Raw genomic sequence first — 17,592 nt, forward strand, 5'->3', positions numbered from 1 at the left:
GCCCAAGGCGCGAACTCGCAGCCCTCTTGCGCCGGGAACTCCGACTAAACTTAACAGCCCCGATTTATTACTCAGGCCGGGCCCGAGTGCTGTCCATTAACGATGCAAGGCTGGCGGCTTTGGGTTTCACCAACCAGAATCGCCCTACATAGTCATCGAAGTTATCCAGCATGTTTTCCGCCCAGGCGCTACCGGTTTCCCGGACGTGCTCGTCAATGACGTCGCGCAGATAGTTGCGGTACGCCTCCATGGCTTCGCTGGTGATACGGTGGATCTCCACCAGCTCATGGTTATAGCGGTCGACGAAGCGATTCTCCAGGTCGAGAACATAAGCAAACCCACCGGTCATGCCCGCGCCAAAGTTATAGCCAGTTTTCCCTAGCACCGTCACCATGCCGCCGGTCATGTATTCGCAGCAATGATCGCCCACCCCTTCCACGACCGCATAGGCGCCGGAGTTACGCACGCCAAAGCGCTCGCCCGCCACGCCTGCGGCGAACAACTTACCGCCAGTGGCGCCGTATAGGCAGGTGTTGCCGATAATCGAAGTTTCCTGAGATGCAAAAGAGCTATTCTGCGGCGGGCGAATAGTCAGCTTACCGCCCGTCATGCCTTTGCCCACATAATCGTTGGCGTCGCCCTCCAGATGCATGTGCAGGCCGCCGGCGTTCCACACGCCGAAGCTTTGTCCGGCAGTTCCGGTCAACCGAAACACAAGAGGCTTTTCCGCCATACCCTGGTTGCCATGTCGCCTGGCGATCTCGCCGGACAAACGAGCGCCGATGGAGCGGTCGCAGTTGGTGACATGAAACTCATACTCACCGCCACTATTGGCCTCGATAGCCGGTAACGCCGCCTGCACCATCTCTTCCGCCAAACGGCCTTTATCGTATGGCGCATTACGCTCGGCCTGACAGGTGTGCGGCTTGTCCGCAGGTATGGCGTCGTTGCTCAGCATGGGCGTCAAGTCCAGGTTGCGCTGCTTGGCCGTCGCGCCTGGTAAGATCTCCAGCAAATCCGTACGGCCAACCAGCTCCTCCAAGGAACGAACGCCCAGCTTGGCCATCCACTCACGAGTCTCAGTCGCGACGAACTTAAAGTAGTTGATCGCCATTTCCACTGTGCCCTGAAAATGCTTGTCGCGCAGATCTTTATTCTGCGTCGCCACGCCAGTAGCGCAATTGTTCAGGTGGCAGATACGCAGATATTTACATCCCAGCGCCACCATGGGTCCTGTGCCGAAACCAAAGCTTTCCGCCCCCAGAATAGCAGCTTTCACAACATCCAGACCGGTCTTCAAGCCACCGTCCGTCTGTAGGCGCACGTTGCCGCGCAGATCGTTGGCGCGTAGCGCCTGATGCGCTTCGGAGAGCCCCAGCTCCCATGGAGAGCCCGCATATTTGATGGACGTCAGCGGGCTGGCCCCTGTGCCGCCATCGTATCCCGAAATCGTAATTAAGTCCGCGTAGGCTTTGGCCACGCCCGCCGCGATAGTGCCGACGCCAGGTTCAGACACCAGCTTGACCGACACCAGCGCTTCGGGATTGACCTGTTTCAAGTCGAAAATCAACTGCGCCAAATCTTCGATCGAGTAGATATCATGATGCGGCGGTGGAGAAATCAAGGTCACGCCCGGGACGGCGTAGCGCAGGCGCGCGATTAGCTGGTTAACCTTCCCGCCCGGAAGCTGCCCGCCTTCGCCGGGCTTGGCGCCTTGCGCCACTTTGATCTGCAGTACATCCGCACTGACCAGGTAGTGAGGCGTCACGCCAAAGCGACCTGAAGCCACCTGCTTGATCTTGGAGCGTTTTTCCGTGCCATAACGAGCAGGGTCTTCCCCGCCTTCGCCTGAGTTGGAGCGGCCGCCCAGACGGTTCATCGCAACCGCCAGCGCTTCGTGCGCCTCTGGGGACAATGCTCCAATGGACATGGCGGCGGAATCAAACCTTGGAAGTATGTTTTCCAGCGGCTCAACTTCATCAATCGAAATCGGCTTGACCTTATCAGAGATTTTGAAAAGATCGCGCAGTGTCATCGGCGCCCGACCGTTAACATAGGACGCATATTCCTGATAAACGCCGTAGTCGCCTTCGCGCACAGCCTTCTGTAGCGCACCCACTACGTCCGGGTTATAAGCGTGATATTCGCCGCCATGGACGAATTTCAGCAGGCCGCCCTGCAGTATTGGCTTGCGCTTGGCCCAGGCCATTTTGGCCAATTCTGTCTGCTCCGCCTGGAAATCATAGAAAGAGGCGCCCTGGATGCGGCTGGAAACGCCACAGAAGCACAGGTCTACGACGTCATCCGCCAGCCCCACTGCTTCAAACAACTGCGCGCCGCGATAGGACGCGATTGTCGAAATTCCCATCTTGGAGAGTATTTTCAACAATCCCTTGTTGATGCCTTTGCGATAGTTGTTCTTGGCTTCGATAGGATCGATCAGCACTTCACCCGTATTAATCAGGTCATTAAGCACTTGATATGACAGGTATGGATAGACCGCCGTAGCGCCGAAACCAAACAGCACGGCAAAATGATGCGGGTCCCTCGCCCATGCTGTTTCCACGATGATATTAGCGTCGCAACGCAGGCCTTTATTCACCAACCTGTGATGCACCGCGCCTGTCGCCATGAAGGCGTTGATCGGCAGTTCGCCCTGATTGATGCCATTATCGCTCAGAATCAACAGCACTCTGCCGTTGCGCGCCGCATTTTCCGCCTGGTCCGCCACCGCTTCAATCGCTTGCTTCAGCCCCAGCTCCGGACGGTACGACAACTTGATTTTCTCTACCGAGAAACCTTCTCGCTGCAGGTTGGCGATTCGGAAAAACTTGGCTGGCGACAACACAGGCGTACTCAGGATAATACGGTTGGCGTGCTGAGCCGTTTCCTGAAATACGTTACGTTCAGCGCCCAGGCAGGTCTCCAGTGACATGACGATGGTTTCCCGCAACGGATCAATCGGCGGGTTGGTCACCTGGGCGAATTTCTGGCGGAAATAGTCCGCAACAGAACGAATGCGGGTGGACAGTACCGCCATCGGCGCATCGTCTCCCATAGAGCCAACCGCTTCCTGGCCGGATTCAGCCAGCGGACGCAACACCTGATCGCGCTCTTCAAAGGAAACCATGAACATTTTCATGTATTCATGCAGGTTTTCCTTTTCCATCAGCGTGAATTCAGGCGTCTGCTGATTAAGTTTGGTTTCCACACGCAGTGCGTTTTCGCGTAACCACTTTTTATAGGGATGCGCCGATTTCAGACGATTGTCCACGTCCTGAGTATGCAGCACTTCACCAGTATGGGTGTCTACAGCCAGAATTTGTCCCGGCCCGACGCGCCCTTTGGCGACGACATCCTCAGATTTATATCCATAAGTGCCCACTTCTGAAGCAAGCGTGATATAGCCATTCTTGGTGATGACCCAGCGTGCTGGACGCAACCCGTTCCGGTCCAGCAGACAGACCGCGTAACGACCGTCCGTCAACACGACGCCGGCAGGTCCATCCCAGGGCTCCATATGCATGGAGTTGTATTCATAAAACGCGCGCAAATCCGGGTCCATGGTGTCCACGTTCTGCCACGCTGGCGGGATCATCATACGAACGGCGCGGAAGAGATTAACACCGCCGGCTAGCAAGACCTCTAACATGTTGTCCATGGAGGAAGAGTCTGAGCCAATGCGGTTCACAATCGGTTGCAATGCTTCCAGATCAGGCAGATGCGGCGACTTGAATTTACTCGCCCGCGCCATCGCCCAGTTACGGTTACCGTCAATAGTGTTGATTTCGCCATTGTGCGCCAGATACCGGAAAGGCTGCGCCAATGGCCAACGCGGGGCCGTATTGGTTGAAAAGCGTTGATGGAATACGCAAATAGCGGTTTCCAAGCGCACATCGCCAAGGTCCAGATAAAAATTTGGCAGATCGACGGGCATCATCAGCCCTTTGTAAGAAAGCACTTGGCTCGACAAGCTACAGATGTAGAACTCTTTATCTTCAGCCAGGGCGTTTTCCGCCATTCTACGGGCGATGTACAGCTTGACTGCGAACTCATGCTCATTAACCCCTTTCGGGGCTTCAACAAATATTTGTTCAATAACGGGCAAACAATCCAGAGCCATAGGCCCTAGACATTCCGTATTCGTAGGAACCAAACGCCATCCGAGGGTTTTTACGCCTTGTTCGGCCAGCGCGGACTCCAAGCGCTCGCGGGCGGCTTTCGCCATAGCGTCGTCCTGATTCAGGAACAACATGCCTACCGCGTAATTCGCGCCTAACTCAATATTAAAGCTTTCTTTGGCTATCGCCCTCAGAAAGGAATCAGGCTTTTGTATCAGTAACCCACAACCGTCGCCGGTTTTGCCATCCGCAGCGATACCACCTCGATGAGTCATGCATGTGAGGGACTCAATAGCGGTGCGCAGCAGATCATGGCTGGCTTGCCCATTCATATGGGCGATCAAACCAAAACCACAGTTATCTTTGAACTCACCTGGTTGATACAGACCTGTCTTCATATGCTTTCTCTCACTTAAATCCTTACGAATCAAAAGCTTGCCTGAAAGAAATCAAAACCAAGCAGCTTTTGATAGGCAAAAATGGGCCGCCCATAATACACACGGACAGGCCTTAGCTCAAATCTAAAGAGATTTGTTAATTAGTAAAAATACCTAAAGGTTTGTGCTTATAACAGAGGTAAGAGAGAAAAAGTCTCGATCCTTATTTGACCAAGCCTTGCAAACCGGAAATACTGCGCACCCACGCCCCCTGCTCAACCAAAGGTTGGGGGAGCTGGGCGAGCGCTTCTTTGGCTTGCTCAATGGAAGGGTAAACGCCGCGTAATACGACATACCAGTCTTTCCCTTGATACAGGGATTTGACGTAAAAATCCTGAGTGTCTCCCTCCCGTCGCAGGAAGGTTTGCACCGACTCTTTATGCAAACTGCCCAACAGCTGGATTGTCCAGGCTGTCGACGCCTGTGACTGAAGCCATTCATTAGTGCGGAAATAGTGGTCCAAGTCGTCCACAACCTCTGCAGTAGGGACATTATTTTCCAATGGCTTGACTTTAGAAGGGTTTTTCTTCGCCGCAATCTGAGTGAAGGATTCAGGCTCCTCCACTGGCGCCAGCTCTTTTAGAACAGCTGCCGGCAGTGCTGGATCAGAATACTTGCTCTCGACATCCGCACTAACCTTCTCTACTGGCGTCTTTGCAGGGGCCGCAGCAACCACCACCGTTTGATTCGCCTCTTTCTCAACTTTCTGAGTCTGAGCAGCCGCATCTTCTGGCTTCGCGCCGCTCTCTGATTCTGGCGGCAACTCGTCGAACACATCAGCGACTGGCTCGACGGGAGTTTCGGTGTGGATAACAGGGGCTTCGACTTCTGGTTCCGGCGCTGGGAGCTTTATTGTCACCCTGGAAGCGTCTGCAGTGGCGCTTTCCACCTTGGGCGCCGCCTCGTAGCGCCACGCAATAAAGCCAACGCCGCCCACAAATATCGCCAACAAAAAGCCGGAAACCAGCTGATACAACTTAGTAGAAGAACTAAAGCTTCTTTTTGGCTTCGCCGCCTCAGCGGAGAGAAGCAGAGACCCTGCAAGGCGATCAATTCGTCCCGGTATGCCCTTGCTTAGTTGGTATAATTTACCCACTACCGCAGGTGGTATTTCTCCTTCACCACCACTCCACCCGGCCGCACGGAGCTTCTCATTCAAATAACGAGAAGTATCGCTAAGGTCCAGCGGCGGAACGCCGACATACTGCACGGAAGTCCCCCGCGCGCCGCAGGCGCGGGCAAGCTGCTGAGTGATCTGTAGCTGCCCCACCAACAATAAGCCGAAGGCTCCGGATTGTTCGGGGTTGAAGCGTGTGACAAGCAGCTCAAGAGATTCATCTGACAGCTCATGAGCGTCGTCAATAATAAAAAGGGTGCGCAGGCCTGACGCAAAGCTTCTCTCGCAGCTCTGCATTATTTCCGCCAGTAAAACCTTAGTGGAGAGGTTACTTTCAGCCGTTGGCAGTTCAAGGCCCGTCGCCAACTGTATAACAAGCGCCTCGGCGCCTTCCAACAGACCCGGCTTCAACAGCACAATTCTAAGCGCTTCGCCTTCCAGCTCAATCAGGCGTTTTAGCAGTAAAGACTTACCACCTCCTTTCGGGGCGGTCAGGGCGACAATGCGTTCCGCAAAATGAATCAGATGGCGCAGGTTTTCAATAACCTCGCCATAACGCCCCACTTGCAGCAGATCAGCGCGACGGCCGTCAAAAGGGTCGCCGTCTACGCCATAGACCTCACGCCATACGTCTAACGCAAACGCTGGCTCCTGCTGTACGCCTGTTTCTTGCATCAAAGTTCGAACAACTAATGAGTGGTGAAAAGCGCCAAGGTTTCCTGCAGCATGTCCGCAGGGAAGTCAGCAGTCACATCAGCCCGTCCCAGCGACTCCAACAGCACCAGGCGCAACTGCCCATCCAGCACTTTTTTATCGATAGCCATATAACGGATAAAATCGCCTTTCGTCATACTCACTGGGGGACGGACAGGCAAATCCGCACGACTGATCAATTTTGTAATTCGCTCGCAATCCTGCTCATTCAGTCTTCCCATACGACGCGATAAATCCGCCGCCATCAACATTCCTACGGCTACCGCTTCGCCATGCAACCACTCTTTGTAGTGGGTGTAAGCTTCAATAGCATGTCCGAAGGTATGGCCGAGGTTCAATATGGCGCGTAGCCCCTGCTCTGTCTCATCTGCAGCGACCACTTCCGCTTTAATTTCACAGGAACGCTTAATGGCGTGGGTAATGGCGGCAGCGTCGAGCTCCTTAATCAGGTCAATATTCTCTTCCAGCCAGCTAAAAAACGCCTGATCGTAAATAAGACCATACTTAATAACTTCCGCCAGGCCCGCTGACACTTCCGCCGCCGGGAGGGTTTTGAGCGTGTCTGTGTCAATAACCACTGCTCTCGGCTGGTAGAAGGCGCCTATCATATTTTTACCCTGCGGATGATTCACGCCGGTTTTGCCGCCAACCGAAGAATCCACCTGCGATAATAAAGTGGTAGGGACCTGAATAAAGTCCACCCCTCGCTGATAGCAAGCGGCGGCGAAGCCGGTCATATCGCCGATCACGCCACCGCCAAGGGCGATAAGCGTTGTAGTACGGTTATGTTTCTGGGTTAGCAGATGGTCAAAGATGTTATTCAGTGAGTCCAGATTCTTGAACTGCTCACCATCTTCCAAGATCGTCTTGTCAACTTGAAAGCCTTCAAGACTGGCCTCAAGCTGCGCCAAATAAAGAGGAGCGATCGTTTCATTGGTGACGATCATCACCTGCTTGCGCCTAATGGCGTCCGTAAAATAGCTCGATACCTTCAGCAAGCCTGCTCCGATGTAGATTGGGTAGCTACGGTCGCCTAGCTCGACCTGAAGGGTTTCCATAGTCATCTGTTTCATCGCTCGACAGTTTCCTCACGTGATGCCCGAAGTGTTTTCACAATATCCCGCACGACTCCTTTGGGACGCTTACTATCGGTACTGATAATCAGGTCAGCTATGGATCTGTATATTGGCTCGCGTACTGACATTAGTTTCTTCAGCACACTGAGAGGGTCTTCACTACGCAACAAAGGTCTTTTGCGGTCTTTCCGAGTGCGCTGATATTGCTGCTCTACGGAGGTATGGAGATAAACGATGAAGCCGTTTTCTTTCAATGCGATCTGATTGTCAGGATCTACAACAGCGCCGCCTCCCGTCGCAATGACGACCGCATCTCGCTGCGAAAGGTCAGCAATAACGCTCTTTTCACGCCCACGAAAGCCAACCTCGCCTTCCACATCGAATATCCAGGGGATATCAGCGCCGCAGCGGGCCTCGATTTCACGATCAGAGTCTACAAACTCAAACTGAAGCTCTTTCGCGAGCAACTTGCCGATTGTAGTTTTACCGGTCCCCATAGGGCCCACCAGAACGACATTCTTCTTCGCTTTCACCCGAACAGTCCATATTGATACGCCACGGTAGCGGAGCATATCACGCCAATCCCGTCCCCCTCCACTTTTGCTGGCGAACAGGCACAAAAAAGCCGCCCTGCGGCGGCTTTTTATCTCGTCACTTAACCTTAATTTTCGATCAGGCCGTTAGTGATTAGTTTGGGGGTGATGAACACCAGCAACTCAGAGCGTTCATTTACATTTTCAGTCTTTCTGAACAACCTACCAAGATAGGGAATATCGCCCAGGAACGGAGTCTTTGTCACAGTAGAAGACTGCTCAGATGTAAAAATTCCACCCAAGACTATTGTTTCGCCGTTACCAACCAAAACTTGAGTCTCGATCTCGTTGGTGTCAATACTAGGAATATTAGCGGTTACAACGCCACGAGAATCTTGGTTAATAACCAGATCCATAATAATTTTATCGTCCGGCGTAATCTGCGGAGTTACTTCTAACGACAGCACAGCCTTCTTAAAGGAGACTGATGTGGCTCCACTGGACGACGCTTCTTGATATGGGATCTCTTCTCCAGACTCAATTCTAGCAGTCTGCCTATCCGCAGTTACGATTTTAGGTTGAGCGACAATTTCCCCTTTACCATCTGACTCAAATGCTGAAAGCTCCATCTGTAACAATGTTGACCCTTTACTAAAACCGATCGCCAGTCCGCTAGTATTAGCTCTAGTAACCCCTAGATCAACAGCCAATGCACTAGGAAATGTAGCCAAAGTAGGGCCATCAGGGATAGTGGTGTCTCCACTATTGCGGTTGTTGAGTAGCTCAGTGTTAAATCGAGCAATCTCATTACTGGCTTCAATATTTGATTCCATTCCACCACCAATGAGAATCTGGCCAGAGTCATCATTACCTGCAACACGGGTCCCCCCCCACTGAACACCTAGCTCTTCAACAGCGTCGGACCTAGCTCGAACAATTCGAGCCTCAATGAGCACCTGACTTACAGGTATATCCCAAGTCTGAATGAGTCTCCGAACCTGGCCAATTTTATCAGCAGTTTCTCGAATACTGATTGTATTTGTTCTTTCATCTGAAGATATAAACCCTCTAGTAGAGATTAAGTCCTTATCTTCTTTCAATAAGTTAACAATATCTTTCGCCTTAGCGTAATTAATCTGCACAACCTCTAAACGAACTGGAGCAAGCTCCTTCACTTGCTTACTTGCTTCAAGCTCCAGCTTTTCCCGCGCTGCAATTTCTTCTGCTGGAGCAACTAACAGGACATTACCGACCTTACGCTGGTCAAGACCTTTAGTTTTAAGGATCAACTCTAAAGCCTGATCCCAAGGAACATTCTGCAATCTAAGCGTAATACGACCTCCAACAGTGTCACTGGCAACCAAGTTAAGGCCAGTAAAATCAGCAATCAACTGCAGAACAGAACGCACTTCAATGTCTTGGAAGTTAAGTGACAACTTCTCCCCTGTATAAGGGAATTTCTCTTTTCTACGTTGCTCTGACTCATCTTCAGTTAATGGCTCTACAGCTAAAGTGAACTGATTATCAGCCTGATAAGCCAAGTAATCGTAGTCACCTGTCGGCTTAACAACCAAAACTGTATCCCCCCCTTCCATGTAGGAGTCAACTATTCTCACTGGGGTAGCAAAATCTGTAACGTCCAGCCTTCTTTGCAAGTTCGCTGGCAACGTTACTCCGGCAAATTGCAGCCTGATATTTCCTGCCTCTTCAGACATATCCACGCTTACTTTCGAGTTGGTAAGAGTGATCAGAATACGCCCATCGCCCTTCTCGCCTCTCAGGAAGTCAATTTCCGATATTGAAGGCTTGCCAGAGTAGCTATTATTGACTTGGGCCGTTGCAGAGCTTGACGTAGATGTAAGTGTAGACGCTGAGGAATCTTGAGAACTCGAACTGGTAACACCAGGGCCAGAATTTACCCCCAATTGAAGAACAAGGGTATTACCGTTTATTCCAGTCGTGTAGGGAACTAGTTCGAGCAGATTTACAATAATACGTGTTCGCCCAGTAGCTTCTAATACAGTCACACTTTGAGTATTGCCTTTTGAAAGCTGATGATTTCTTTCTGAAAGGCCATTAGTAATGCCTTCAAAATCTAACGCGATTCGTGCTGGCTGCTCAATTGTGTACCCTTTAGGTTCTGGAGGAACAGAGTCAAAATGCAATTTGACCTCAGTCCGATCCCCAGGAAGGGCGGCGAATTCAATTCCAGTCAAACTGGCTGCTCCGGTCAAACCGCTTATGCCTAGCGCTAGTAACGACAACCAGACTCTAAAAATGCGCGCTGTCATTGTTTTCTCCAAAAGATTCTCAAATGGCCTAAGGTATACCTTCATTAATTCACTTCCTTCAACCCGAGGGTCCTCGGCCGTTCAAACCAACCGCCCTGCCCATCAGAAACTATTTCTACAATATCAATACCAACGTCAGATATCGCAACGACCCTTCCATGATTTTTACCCATATACTGCCCCTTTCTTACCCGGTGAATTCCCCCTTGCCCATCATTCACTAGAGCATAAAGAGTATTCTCACCGTCTTTATTTATCGTTCCCACCATACTCATAGAGCCAATGGCAAAGCTCTCAAGCAACTCTGGGGGACGATTTAAGTCGGGCTTCACACTACTTTTAGGCTTATCTTCAATTTGGGCCAACTTTAGCTCCTGGGGCGGGGCAAAAGGCGAGCGCCGGTTAGCTGTACTATAAGAAAATGCTTGATATGCCTTAGGCTCAGGTAGCGGCTCAATACGTTTTTTAGGTCTCGCTTTAACCTCTTGAACAAAGGCTTGTAAATCATCAAAGCCTCCGCTTGAAGAGCACCCGCTCAGCCCTCCAAAAAACACAATTAAAGCGGATATCAATATCAACCTCTTCATTACTTCGCTCCGCCAGCATTATAGCGATAAGTTTTAGCCTGAATATCCATAGACAAGGCCTCCCCCTCCTTACCACTCTTAATAGTGAAATCATGAAGAGTAACAATTCTAGAAAGCCCTGCTACGCCACTGACAAAAGAGGCTAAGTCGTGATACCCCCCTTGCACTTTGATATCAATCGGGAGTTCCACATAAAACTCTTTAGAGACTTCAGACCTTAGATCAATTGATGACAACTCAAGCCCACTTAGCGAACCAATGGAGGATATATCTTCCAACAAACCAGGCACCTCCGTATCACTCGGAAGCTGCTTTAGCAAATCACCAAACGTTTTCTCCATTTCCACCATTTGCGCTTTATATTCTTCCAAGTTAGAAACTTGAGCAGCCTTACCCTCAAACTGCTTTCTTAAGTCAATTTCTTCTGTTTGTTTAGTTTCCAACTCTAGATCCAAGTCCTTTATATCGAACCAATATACTGCGCCCATTACTATGGAGATTAAGATAATACAGCATATGATTTTAATCGGAGCAGGCCATGACCCTGCATTATTAAAGTCTAAATCACTTAAGTCGAAGCCTTTCACACTCTCAAGGGAGTCAGCAAAGCTCATATCAGGCCCCTCCTTTTCTACTTTCTTCTTTCGGCGCCTCTTGCTTCACTGTCATATTAAAGGTGCTTTTCGATTCACCATCTCTAAGCGCCTTAACTGAAGTCAAATTAGGCTCTTTAAACCAATCAGACTCATCAAGTCTCCGCATCAAGCTAGATATCCTGCTGTTCGATTCGCCAACACCTTTAATCTCTAGTGTCTCACCTTTCTTAACCAAGTTTGTAAAGTAAACCCCATCTGGATTGGTTTTTACCAGCTCATCGAAAACACGTACAATAATCGGGCGCTTACCTTGGAGATCTTGAATAACCTTCATGCGCTCGATCAACGCATCGCGCTTTTTCTTAAGCTCACGTATTTCCTTTATCTGTTTCTCTAGCTGGGCAATTTCATTTCGAACATAATTGTTACGCTGAACTTGGTACTCGATTGCCCCCTCTACGTAACGATGCCAAAGAAAGCCTGCGCCTGCGCTAATGATTAGCATGCCTAGCAGCACTGTAATAAACTGCTTCTGTCGCTCAGCCCGAAGTTCTTCCCGCCAGGGGCGGAGGTTAATACGCGCCATTAGTCAAAACTCCTCATTGCCAATCCGCACGCGATCATGAGAGAGGGAGCGTCATTACTTAATGCTGACGCATTAACCTTTGACGACACTGTCATGTCTGCAAATGGGTTCGCCACCAGCGTTGTGGTTCCTACCCGTTCCTGAACCAATTCAGCGATACCAGGAATTGAGGCTGTCCCCCCAGCTAAAATAATGAAATCAACCTCGTTGAACTGAGTAGATGAGAAAAAGAACTGCAGCGATCTAGCCACTTGCTGCACAACAGCTTCTTTAAACGGATGCAAGACTTCCTGCTCATAGTCGTCAGGTAAACCGCCTTGCTTCTTGGCCAGCCCGGCTTCCTCTTGAGACAAGCCATATCGGCGCTGTATTTCTTCCGTAAGCTGCTTGCCGCCAAATAGCTGTTCGCGTGTATAGATTGTCTTGCCGTCTGACAACACACTCAGCGTGGTCATGGTGGCGCCGATATCCACAACGGCGACAGTTTGAGACTCGTCTCCTGTACCGAGCTGCGCTTCTATGAGTCCCATCGCGCGTTCCATAGCGTAAGCTTCGACGTCTACGACCTTGGTGGTCAGGCCGCCGATTTCCAATGCATCCTCACGCAGTTCGACATTTTCCCGTCGGCAAGCCGCCAACAGGACATCCATCATCTCAGCATTAACTTCATTCGGCCCCACCATCTCAAAGTCCAAAGCGACCTCGTCCAGCGGGTAAGGGATATATTGGTCCGCTTCTATTTGAATTTGCGATTCCAGATCTTGCTCTCGAATTGAAGAGCTCATCTGAATAACTTTTGTAATAACCGCAGAACCTGCGACTGCAACCGCCGCATGCTTGGTGCTGACCCGCGCTTTGCTGACAACTCTCGAGATCACTTCACCTACAGCTTCGGCATCATTGATATTCTTCTCAACGACTGCGTTCGGCGGCAAAGGCTCCACGGCGTAACTATCCACTCGATATCGACTGCCCTGCTGACTGAGTTCAATCAGCTTGACCGATGTAGAACTGATATCAAGCCCTAAGACCGGCTGTTTTTTCTTTCCAAATAGTCCAAACACAAAGTTGCCTTCTTATCGCACTACGGTTAAAAGGTTAAAGTCTGCTCTGAAAGCATAGCCAACATTCGAAGATTACTAAAATCTCCAGCGCAAAAAGCGTATAATCTGACTGTGTTATCCAAACCTAAAGAAATTTCTTAAATAATAGACATAGATTGTAAAGATGTCAGGAAAAACATGCGAAATTTTGTGAGGCTCTTACGATTTTTAAGTTGGATGTTCGCGGCGGGCCTCGCCGCCGGTATCGTTATTGCATCCAGCTTCTATCTTTTCTTATCGCCCAACTTGCCGGATGTGGAGCAACTAAGGTCCGTCCAACTCCAGACCCCACTGCGAATATATACCCGCGACCAGCAACTGTTAGGCGAATTTGGCGAAAAGCGAAGAACGCCCGTTTCCTACAACCAAATCCCTACAAACCTTGTCAACGCCTTCCTTGCCGCGGAAGACTCCGCTTTCTTCGAGCACCAAGGCGTAAATGTAAAGAGCTTGGCGCGCGCATCTTTGCAGCTTGCCAGTACTGGCCGCATTCAGTCCGGCGGCAGCACGATTACAATGCAAGTCGCAAAAAACTTCTTCCTCAGTCAGGAACGCACTTTCGACCGAAAATTCAATGAGATACTTTTGGCTTTAAAGATTGAGCGCGAACTTGAAAAACCGGAAATCCTTGAACTTTACCTAAACAAAATCTATCTAGGGAATAGGGCATATGGCATAGAAGCCGCAGCAAATGCTTATTATGGGAAGAGCATCAAAGAACTGACGCTTGCTCAGGCGGCAATGATCGCCGGCCTTCCTAAAGCCCCGTCAAAATACAACCCTATCGCATCACCAGATCGGGCGCTGATTCGCAGAAACTGGATACTAGGCCGTATGCAGGAGCTTGGTATGATTACTCCAGAACAGCAGGCCGAAGCCCGCAAGGCGCCAGTCACTGCCAGCTATCATGGCGCACAACCCGAGGCGAACGCGCCTTACGTAGCGGAAATGGCTCGTCAGGAAATCGTCAATCGCTTTGGCGTAGACGCCTATACCGACGGCTACAATGTCATTCTGACAATCGACAGCAAATTACAGAAGGAAGCGGATGCCGCCTTAAAGCGGGGACTCGTCGAATACAGCGAACGCCATGGCTACAAAGGTCCCGCCGGACACATAGATGCGCCAGAGGGTGATGAAGCGCTTAATATTGTCGTAGAGCGCTTAAAAGAGTTCCCCTCTGTTGGAGCTCTCAAGCCTGCATGGGTCGTCGCCGTCACAGAGAAGAAAGCGACTCTCTTAATGTCCTCCGGCGACACCGCCACACTACTCTGGGAAGGTATGGCCTGGGCGCGCAAGTACGTCCATGTTAACGAACGCGGCGGTTCTCCCAAGAAAGCGGAGGATATATTCAAGCAGGGCGACGTCATTTATGTGAAACAGCATGATGACAAACTGTTCCTCAGCCAGATTCCCAAGGTTCAAGGCGCCGTAGTGTCACTTGCGCCAGGAGATGGCGCCATTTTGGCGCTGACTGGCGGCTTTGACTTCTTCTTGAGCAAATTCAACCGCGCCACTCAGGCATTGAGACAACCCGGCTCCAACTTCAAACCTTTTGTTTATCTGGCGGCCCTGGAGAATGGAGCCACCGCCTCGACAACAATAAATGACGCTCCCGTTGTTTTTGAAGACGCCAATCTTGAGGACTCATGGCGACCGCAAAACTCATCCCTGAACTTTAACGGCCCAATGAGGCTAAGAAAGGCGCTTTATCAGTCCCGCAACCTTGTTTCTATACGCTTGCTGCAAAAAGTCGGTATCGACACAACCGTCAAATTCCTCTCGCAAGTCGGATTTGAGGAAAGCCGAATCCCTCGCAACCTCTCACTTGCTTTAGGCTCGGTTGAATACACGCCAATGAATGTAGTGTCGGGCTACGCGGCCATCGCCAACGGCGGATACAAAGTAAGCCCCTACCTTATAGACAAAGTCATCGACTATAACGGCAAAGTTGTTTATCAAAGTAATCCTGCTGTGGCGTGCAGCCAATGTGACAGCAATCGCAGGAATTCTGACAGCAAGGACCAACCTCAGAGCAATATTGCCCCCCCAATTGCTGACCCGAGGTCGGTCTATATTTTAAATAGCATCTTGCAAGACGTTATCAAGCGAGGCACTGCAACTAAAGCCTTGTCTCTTGGCAGAAGCGACCTTGCAGGAAAAACTGGCACAACCAATGATCAGGTTGACGCCTGGTTCTCTGGCTACAACGCTAATATTGCGACGACTGTTTGGGTAGGCTTTGATCAGCCGTCAACGCTAGGTCGTCGAGAATACGGCAGCCGCGCCGCACTCCCCATATGGATCGACTTTATGGAAGACGCCCTCAAAGATACACCAGAAGCACAGCTCAAGCAGCCGCCCGGCATAGTCACGGTCAAGATTGACCCGAACACCGGCGAGCGCGCTGCGCCCGGACAGGATGACGCGATTTTTGAAATGTTTAAGGCAGAGACTGTGCCACAAGTGGTGCGTCAAGACTCCCCTACCTATGACGGAGGGAGCAGCGGCTCCAGCGATACGCCGCTAATGGAGATGATTTTTAATTAGCCCTCCTTCATCCCAAAAAAAGCCGCGCAATTGCGCGGCTTTTTTTGGCAGCTCAAATCACACGATTTTAATATCGTCGATTGAGTTCAATGGATAGTGCTCTGGATAAGGCAAACGAGCCACACCTGAGTCAACCGCGGCTCTGGCGACAGCCGCACACACTTCGGTCAACAGACGAACGTCCATCGGCTTGGGGATAATATAGTTCTTACCAAACTCAAACTTTTCGCCGCCATATGCGTCCACCACATCCTGCGGCACTGGCTGTTTAGCCAGTTCACGAATAGCGTTCACTGCCGCGACTTTCATCTCTTCATTAATGGCGGTTGCACGCACATCAAGGGCGCCGCGAAATATGAAAGGGAAACCCAGAACGTTGTTAACTTGGTTCGGGTAATCAGAACGCCCGGTAGCCATGATCAAATCGTCACGAGCCGCCAACGCCAGCTCAGGCTTGATTTCCGGATCAGGGTTGGAGCACGCGAAAATCACCGGATTCGGCGCCATGCTCTTCAACATATCCACCGAAAGCAGATCTGGGCCAGAGAGACCCACAAATACATCGGCCCCCTCACACGCGTCAGCCAGAGTACGCTTGTCAGTCTCCAACGCGAACATAGCCTTATATTGGTTGAGGTCATCACGACCGCTATGAATGACGCCTTTACGGTCAATCATATAAATGTTTTCCGATTTCGCGCCGCAGCTAATCAACAGCTTCATACAGGCCACCGCCGCAGCGCCCGCGCCCAGACACACAATTTTGGCTTCGCCAATTTGTTTGCCTTGCAGCTCCAACGCATTCAGCATGCCTGCCGCTGTAACAATGGCCGTGCCATGTTGATCATCGTGAAATACGGGGATAGAGCACTGCTCAATAAGCACTCTTTCAATTTCGAAACACTCTGGCGCTTTGATATCTTCAAGGTTAATTCCCCCGAAGGTATCCGCGATACGAGCGACCGTGTCAATAAACGCCTGTGGACTCTCCGCTTTGACTTCGATATCAAATACGTCGATTCCAGCGAAGCGCTTGAACAACACCCCTTTGCCTTCCATGACCGGCTTGCTGGCCAAGGGTCCTAAGTTACCCAGCCCAAGAATGGCCGTCCCATCAGATATCACCGCTACCAAATTCCCCTTATTGGTGTAGCGATATGCATTCTCCGCATCTTTGGCGATTTCGCGAACAGGCTCAGCTACGCCCGGGCTATAAGCCAGGGACAGATCACGAGAAGTCGCCGTAGGTTTGGTAATCTCAACACTCAACTTACCCGGGCGCGGTTGTGCATGATACTCCAGCGCCGCTTTTTTCAACTCGTCTGACATTGCTTTTATCCTACTCTCTAATGATGGGATTACCGTCGCCCAAAAGGCTAAACGAACCTCCACTTTTTTATATATTTTATATTGCCCGAAAGAACCGGAGGCACATTATTACTTGTTTAATTTCTGCGCTCAAGGGAAACCACGGCGGTTTCAGCGACTTAAGCAAAACCTGGGGCGATACAGGTCCAGAAAATAAAAAAGGCGCCAATGGGCGCCTTTTTTATTATTGGGTGTTCTGCGATTAGCTGGAACGACCCATGCGACCGCCGAAACGCTTTTTAAAGCGATCAATACGTCCGCCAGTATCCAGAACCTTCTGCTTACCAGTATAGAAAGGGTGGCAGCTGGAGCATACGTCGATGTGAATATTTTCACACAGAGTAGACTTGGTCTTGATAATATTACCGCAACTGCAGGTTGCAGTAATTTCTTTATATTCCGGGTGAATACCTTGCTTCATAACCTTACCTCGCTTAAAACCTGCCGCTACCCGAACCCTGAACTTGTCGGGCACCGCAATGTTAGGCAAACTAGCGCACAACCAATTTGGCC

Annotated in this window: 12 protein-coding genes; 1 reads left to right on the forward strand and 11 read right to left on the reverse strand. The window is 50.7% G+C overall.

What is annotated here, in order from left to right; translation table 11 throughout:
• Window positions 1–67: 67 nt before the first annotated feature.
• The 9 genes from gltB to HCH_RS26870 all read right to left on the reverse strand — a co-directional run bounded on the left by gltB (window position 68) and on the right by HCH_RS26870 (window position 13,122).
• Window positions 68–4,519 (reverse strand): glutamate synthase large subunit, encoded by a 4,452-nt coding sequence (gene gltB / locus HCH_RS26830; protein ID WP_011399674.1) that lies wholly within the window; start codon window positions 4,517–4,519, stop codon window positions 68–70.
• A gap of 202 nt (window positions 4,520–4,721) precedes the next feature.
• Window positions 4,722–6,350, reverse strand: a complete 1,629-nt coding sequence (locus HCH_RS26835; RefSeq protein WP_011399675.1) for an AAA family ATPase — start codon at window positions 6,348–6,350, stop codon at window positions 4,722–4,724.
• Between the two features lie 14 nt (window positions 6,351–6,364).
• Window positions 6,365–7,447, reverse strand: coding sequence for a 3-dehydroquinate synthase (aroB, locus tag HCH_RS26840; protein WP_041599988.1), 1,083 nt, complete (start codon window positions 7,445–7,447; stop codon window positions 6,365–6,367).
• 11 nt (window positions 7,448–7,458) lie between these two features.
• Window positions 7,459–8,037: a shikimate kinase AroK gene (gene aroK / locus HCH_RS26845; RefSeq protein ID WP_011399677.1), complete on the reverse strand. Its 579-nt coding sequence runs from the start codon at window positions 8,035–8,037 to the stop codon at window positions 7,459–7,461.
• An 89-nt stretch (window positions 8,038–8,126) separates the two neighbouring features.
• On the reverse strand, window positions 8,127–10,334 hold the full coding sequence (gene pilQ, locus HCH_RS26850) for a type IV pilus secretin PilQ (RefSeq protein WP_148212666.1): 2,208 nt from the start codon (window positions 10,332–10,334) through the stop codon (window positions 8,127–8,129).
• Complete coding sequence (locus tag HCH_RS26855) at window positions 10,334–10,876, reverse strand: pilus assembly protein PilP (protein WP_011399679.1); 543 nt, start codon at window positions 10,874–10,876, stop codon at window positions 10,334–10,336. Before HCH_RS26855 ends, pilQ begins: the two co-directional genes overlap by 1 nt.
• Window positions 10,876–11,490: a type 4a pilus biogenesis protein PilO gene (locus HCH_RS26860; RefSeq protein ID WP_011399680.1), complete on the reverse strand. Its 615-nt coding sequence runs from the start codon at window positions 11,488–11,490 to the stop codon at window positions 10,876–10,878. Before HCH_RS26860 ends, HCH_RS26855 begins: the two co-directional genes overlap by 1 nt.
• A gap of 1 nt (window position 11,491) precedes the next feature.
• Entirely contained in the window at window positions 11,492–12,058 is a 567-nt protein-coding gene (locus tag HCH_RS26865) for a PilN domain-containing protein (protein WP_011399681.1), read from the reverse strand.
• Window positions 12,058–13,122, reverse strand: coding sequence for a pilus assembly protein PilM (locus HCH_RS26870; protein ID WP_011399682.1), 1,065 nt, complete (start codon window positions 13,120–13,122; stop codon window positions 12,058–12,060). Before HCH_RS26870 ends, HCH_RS26865 begins: the two co-directional genes overlap by 1 nt.
• 177 nt (window positions 13,123–13,299) lie before the next feature.
• On the opposite strand from HCH_RS26870, the gene HCH_RS26875 reads away from it, so the two are divergent.
• Window positions 13,300–15,711, forward strand: a complete 2,412-nt coding sequence (locus HCH_RS26875) for a penicillin-binding protein 1A (RefSeq protein ID WP_011399683.1) — start codon at window positions 13,300–13,302, stop codon at window positions 15,709–15,711.
• A gap of 57 nt (window positions 15,712–15,768) precedes the next feature.
• Here HCH_RS26875 and HCH_RS26880 read toward each other — a convergent pair whose 3' ends face one another.
• On the reverse strand, window positions 15,769–17,040 hold the full coding sequence (locus HCH_RS26880; protein ID WP_011399684.1) for a malic enzyme-like NAD(P)-binding protein: 1,272 nt from the start codon (window positions 17,038–17,040) through the stop codon (window positions 15,769–15,771).
• Between the two features lie 241 nt (window positions 17,041–17,281).
• Window positions 17,282–17,500 carry a 50S ribosomal protein L31 gene (rpmE, locus tag HCH_RS26885; protein ID WP_041598962.1) on the reverse strand — a complete coding sequence of 73 codons (219 nt, stop codon included), beginning with the start codon at window positions 17,498–17,500 and terminating at the stop codon, window positions 17,282–17,284.
• Window positions 17,501–17,592 lie beyond the last annotated feature (92 nt).

The organism is Hahella chejuensis KCTC 2396 (assembly GCF_000012985.1).
Lineage (GTDB): Bacteria > Pseudomonadota > Gammaproteobacteria > Pseudomonadales > Oleiphilaceae > Hahella > Hahella chejuensis.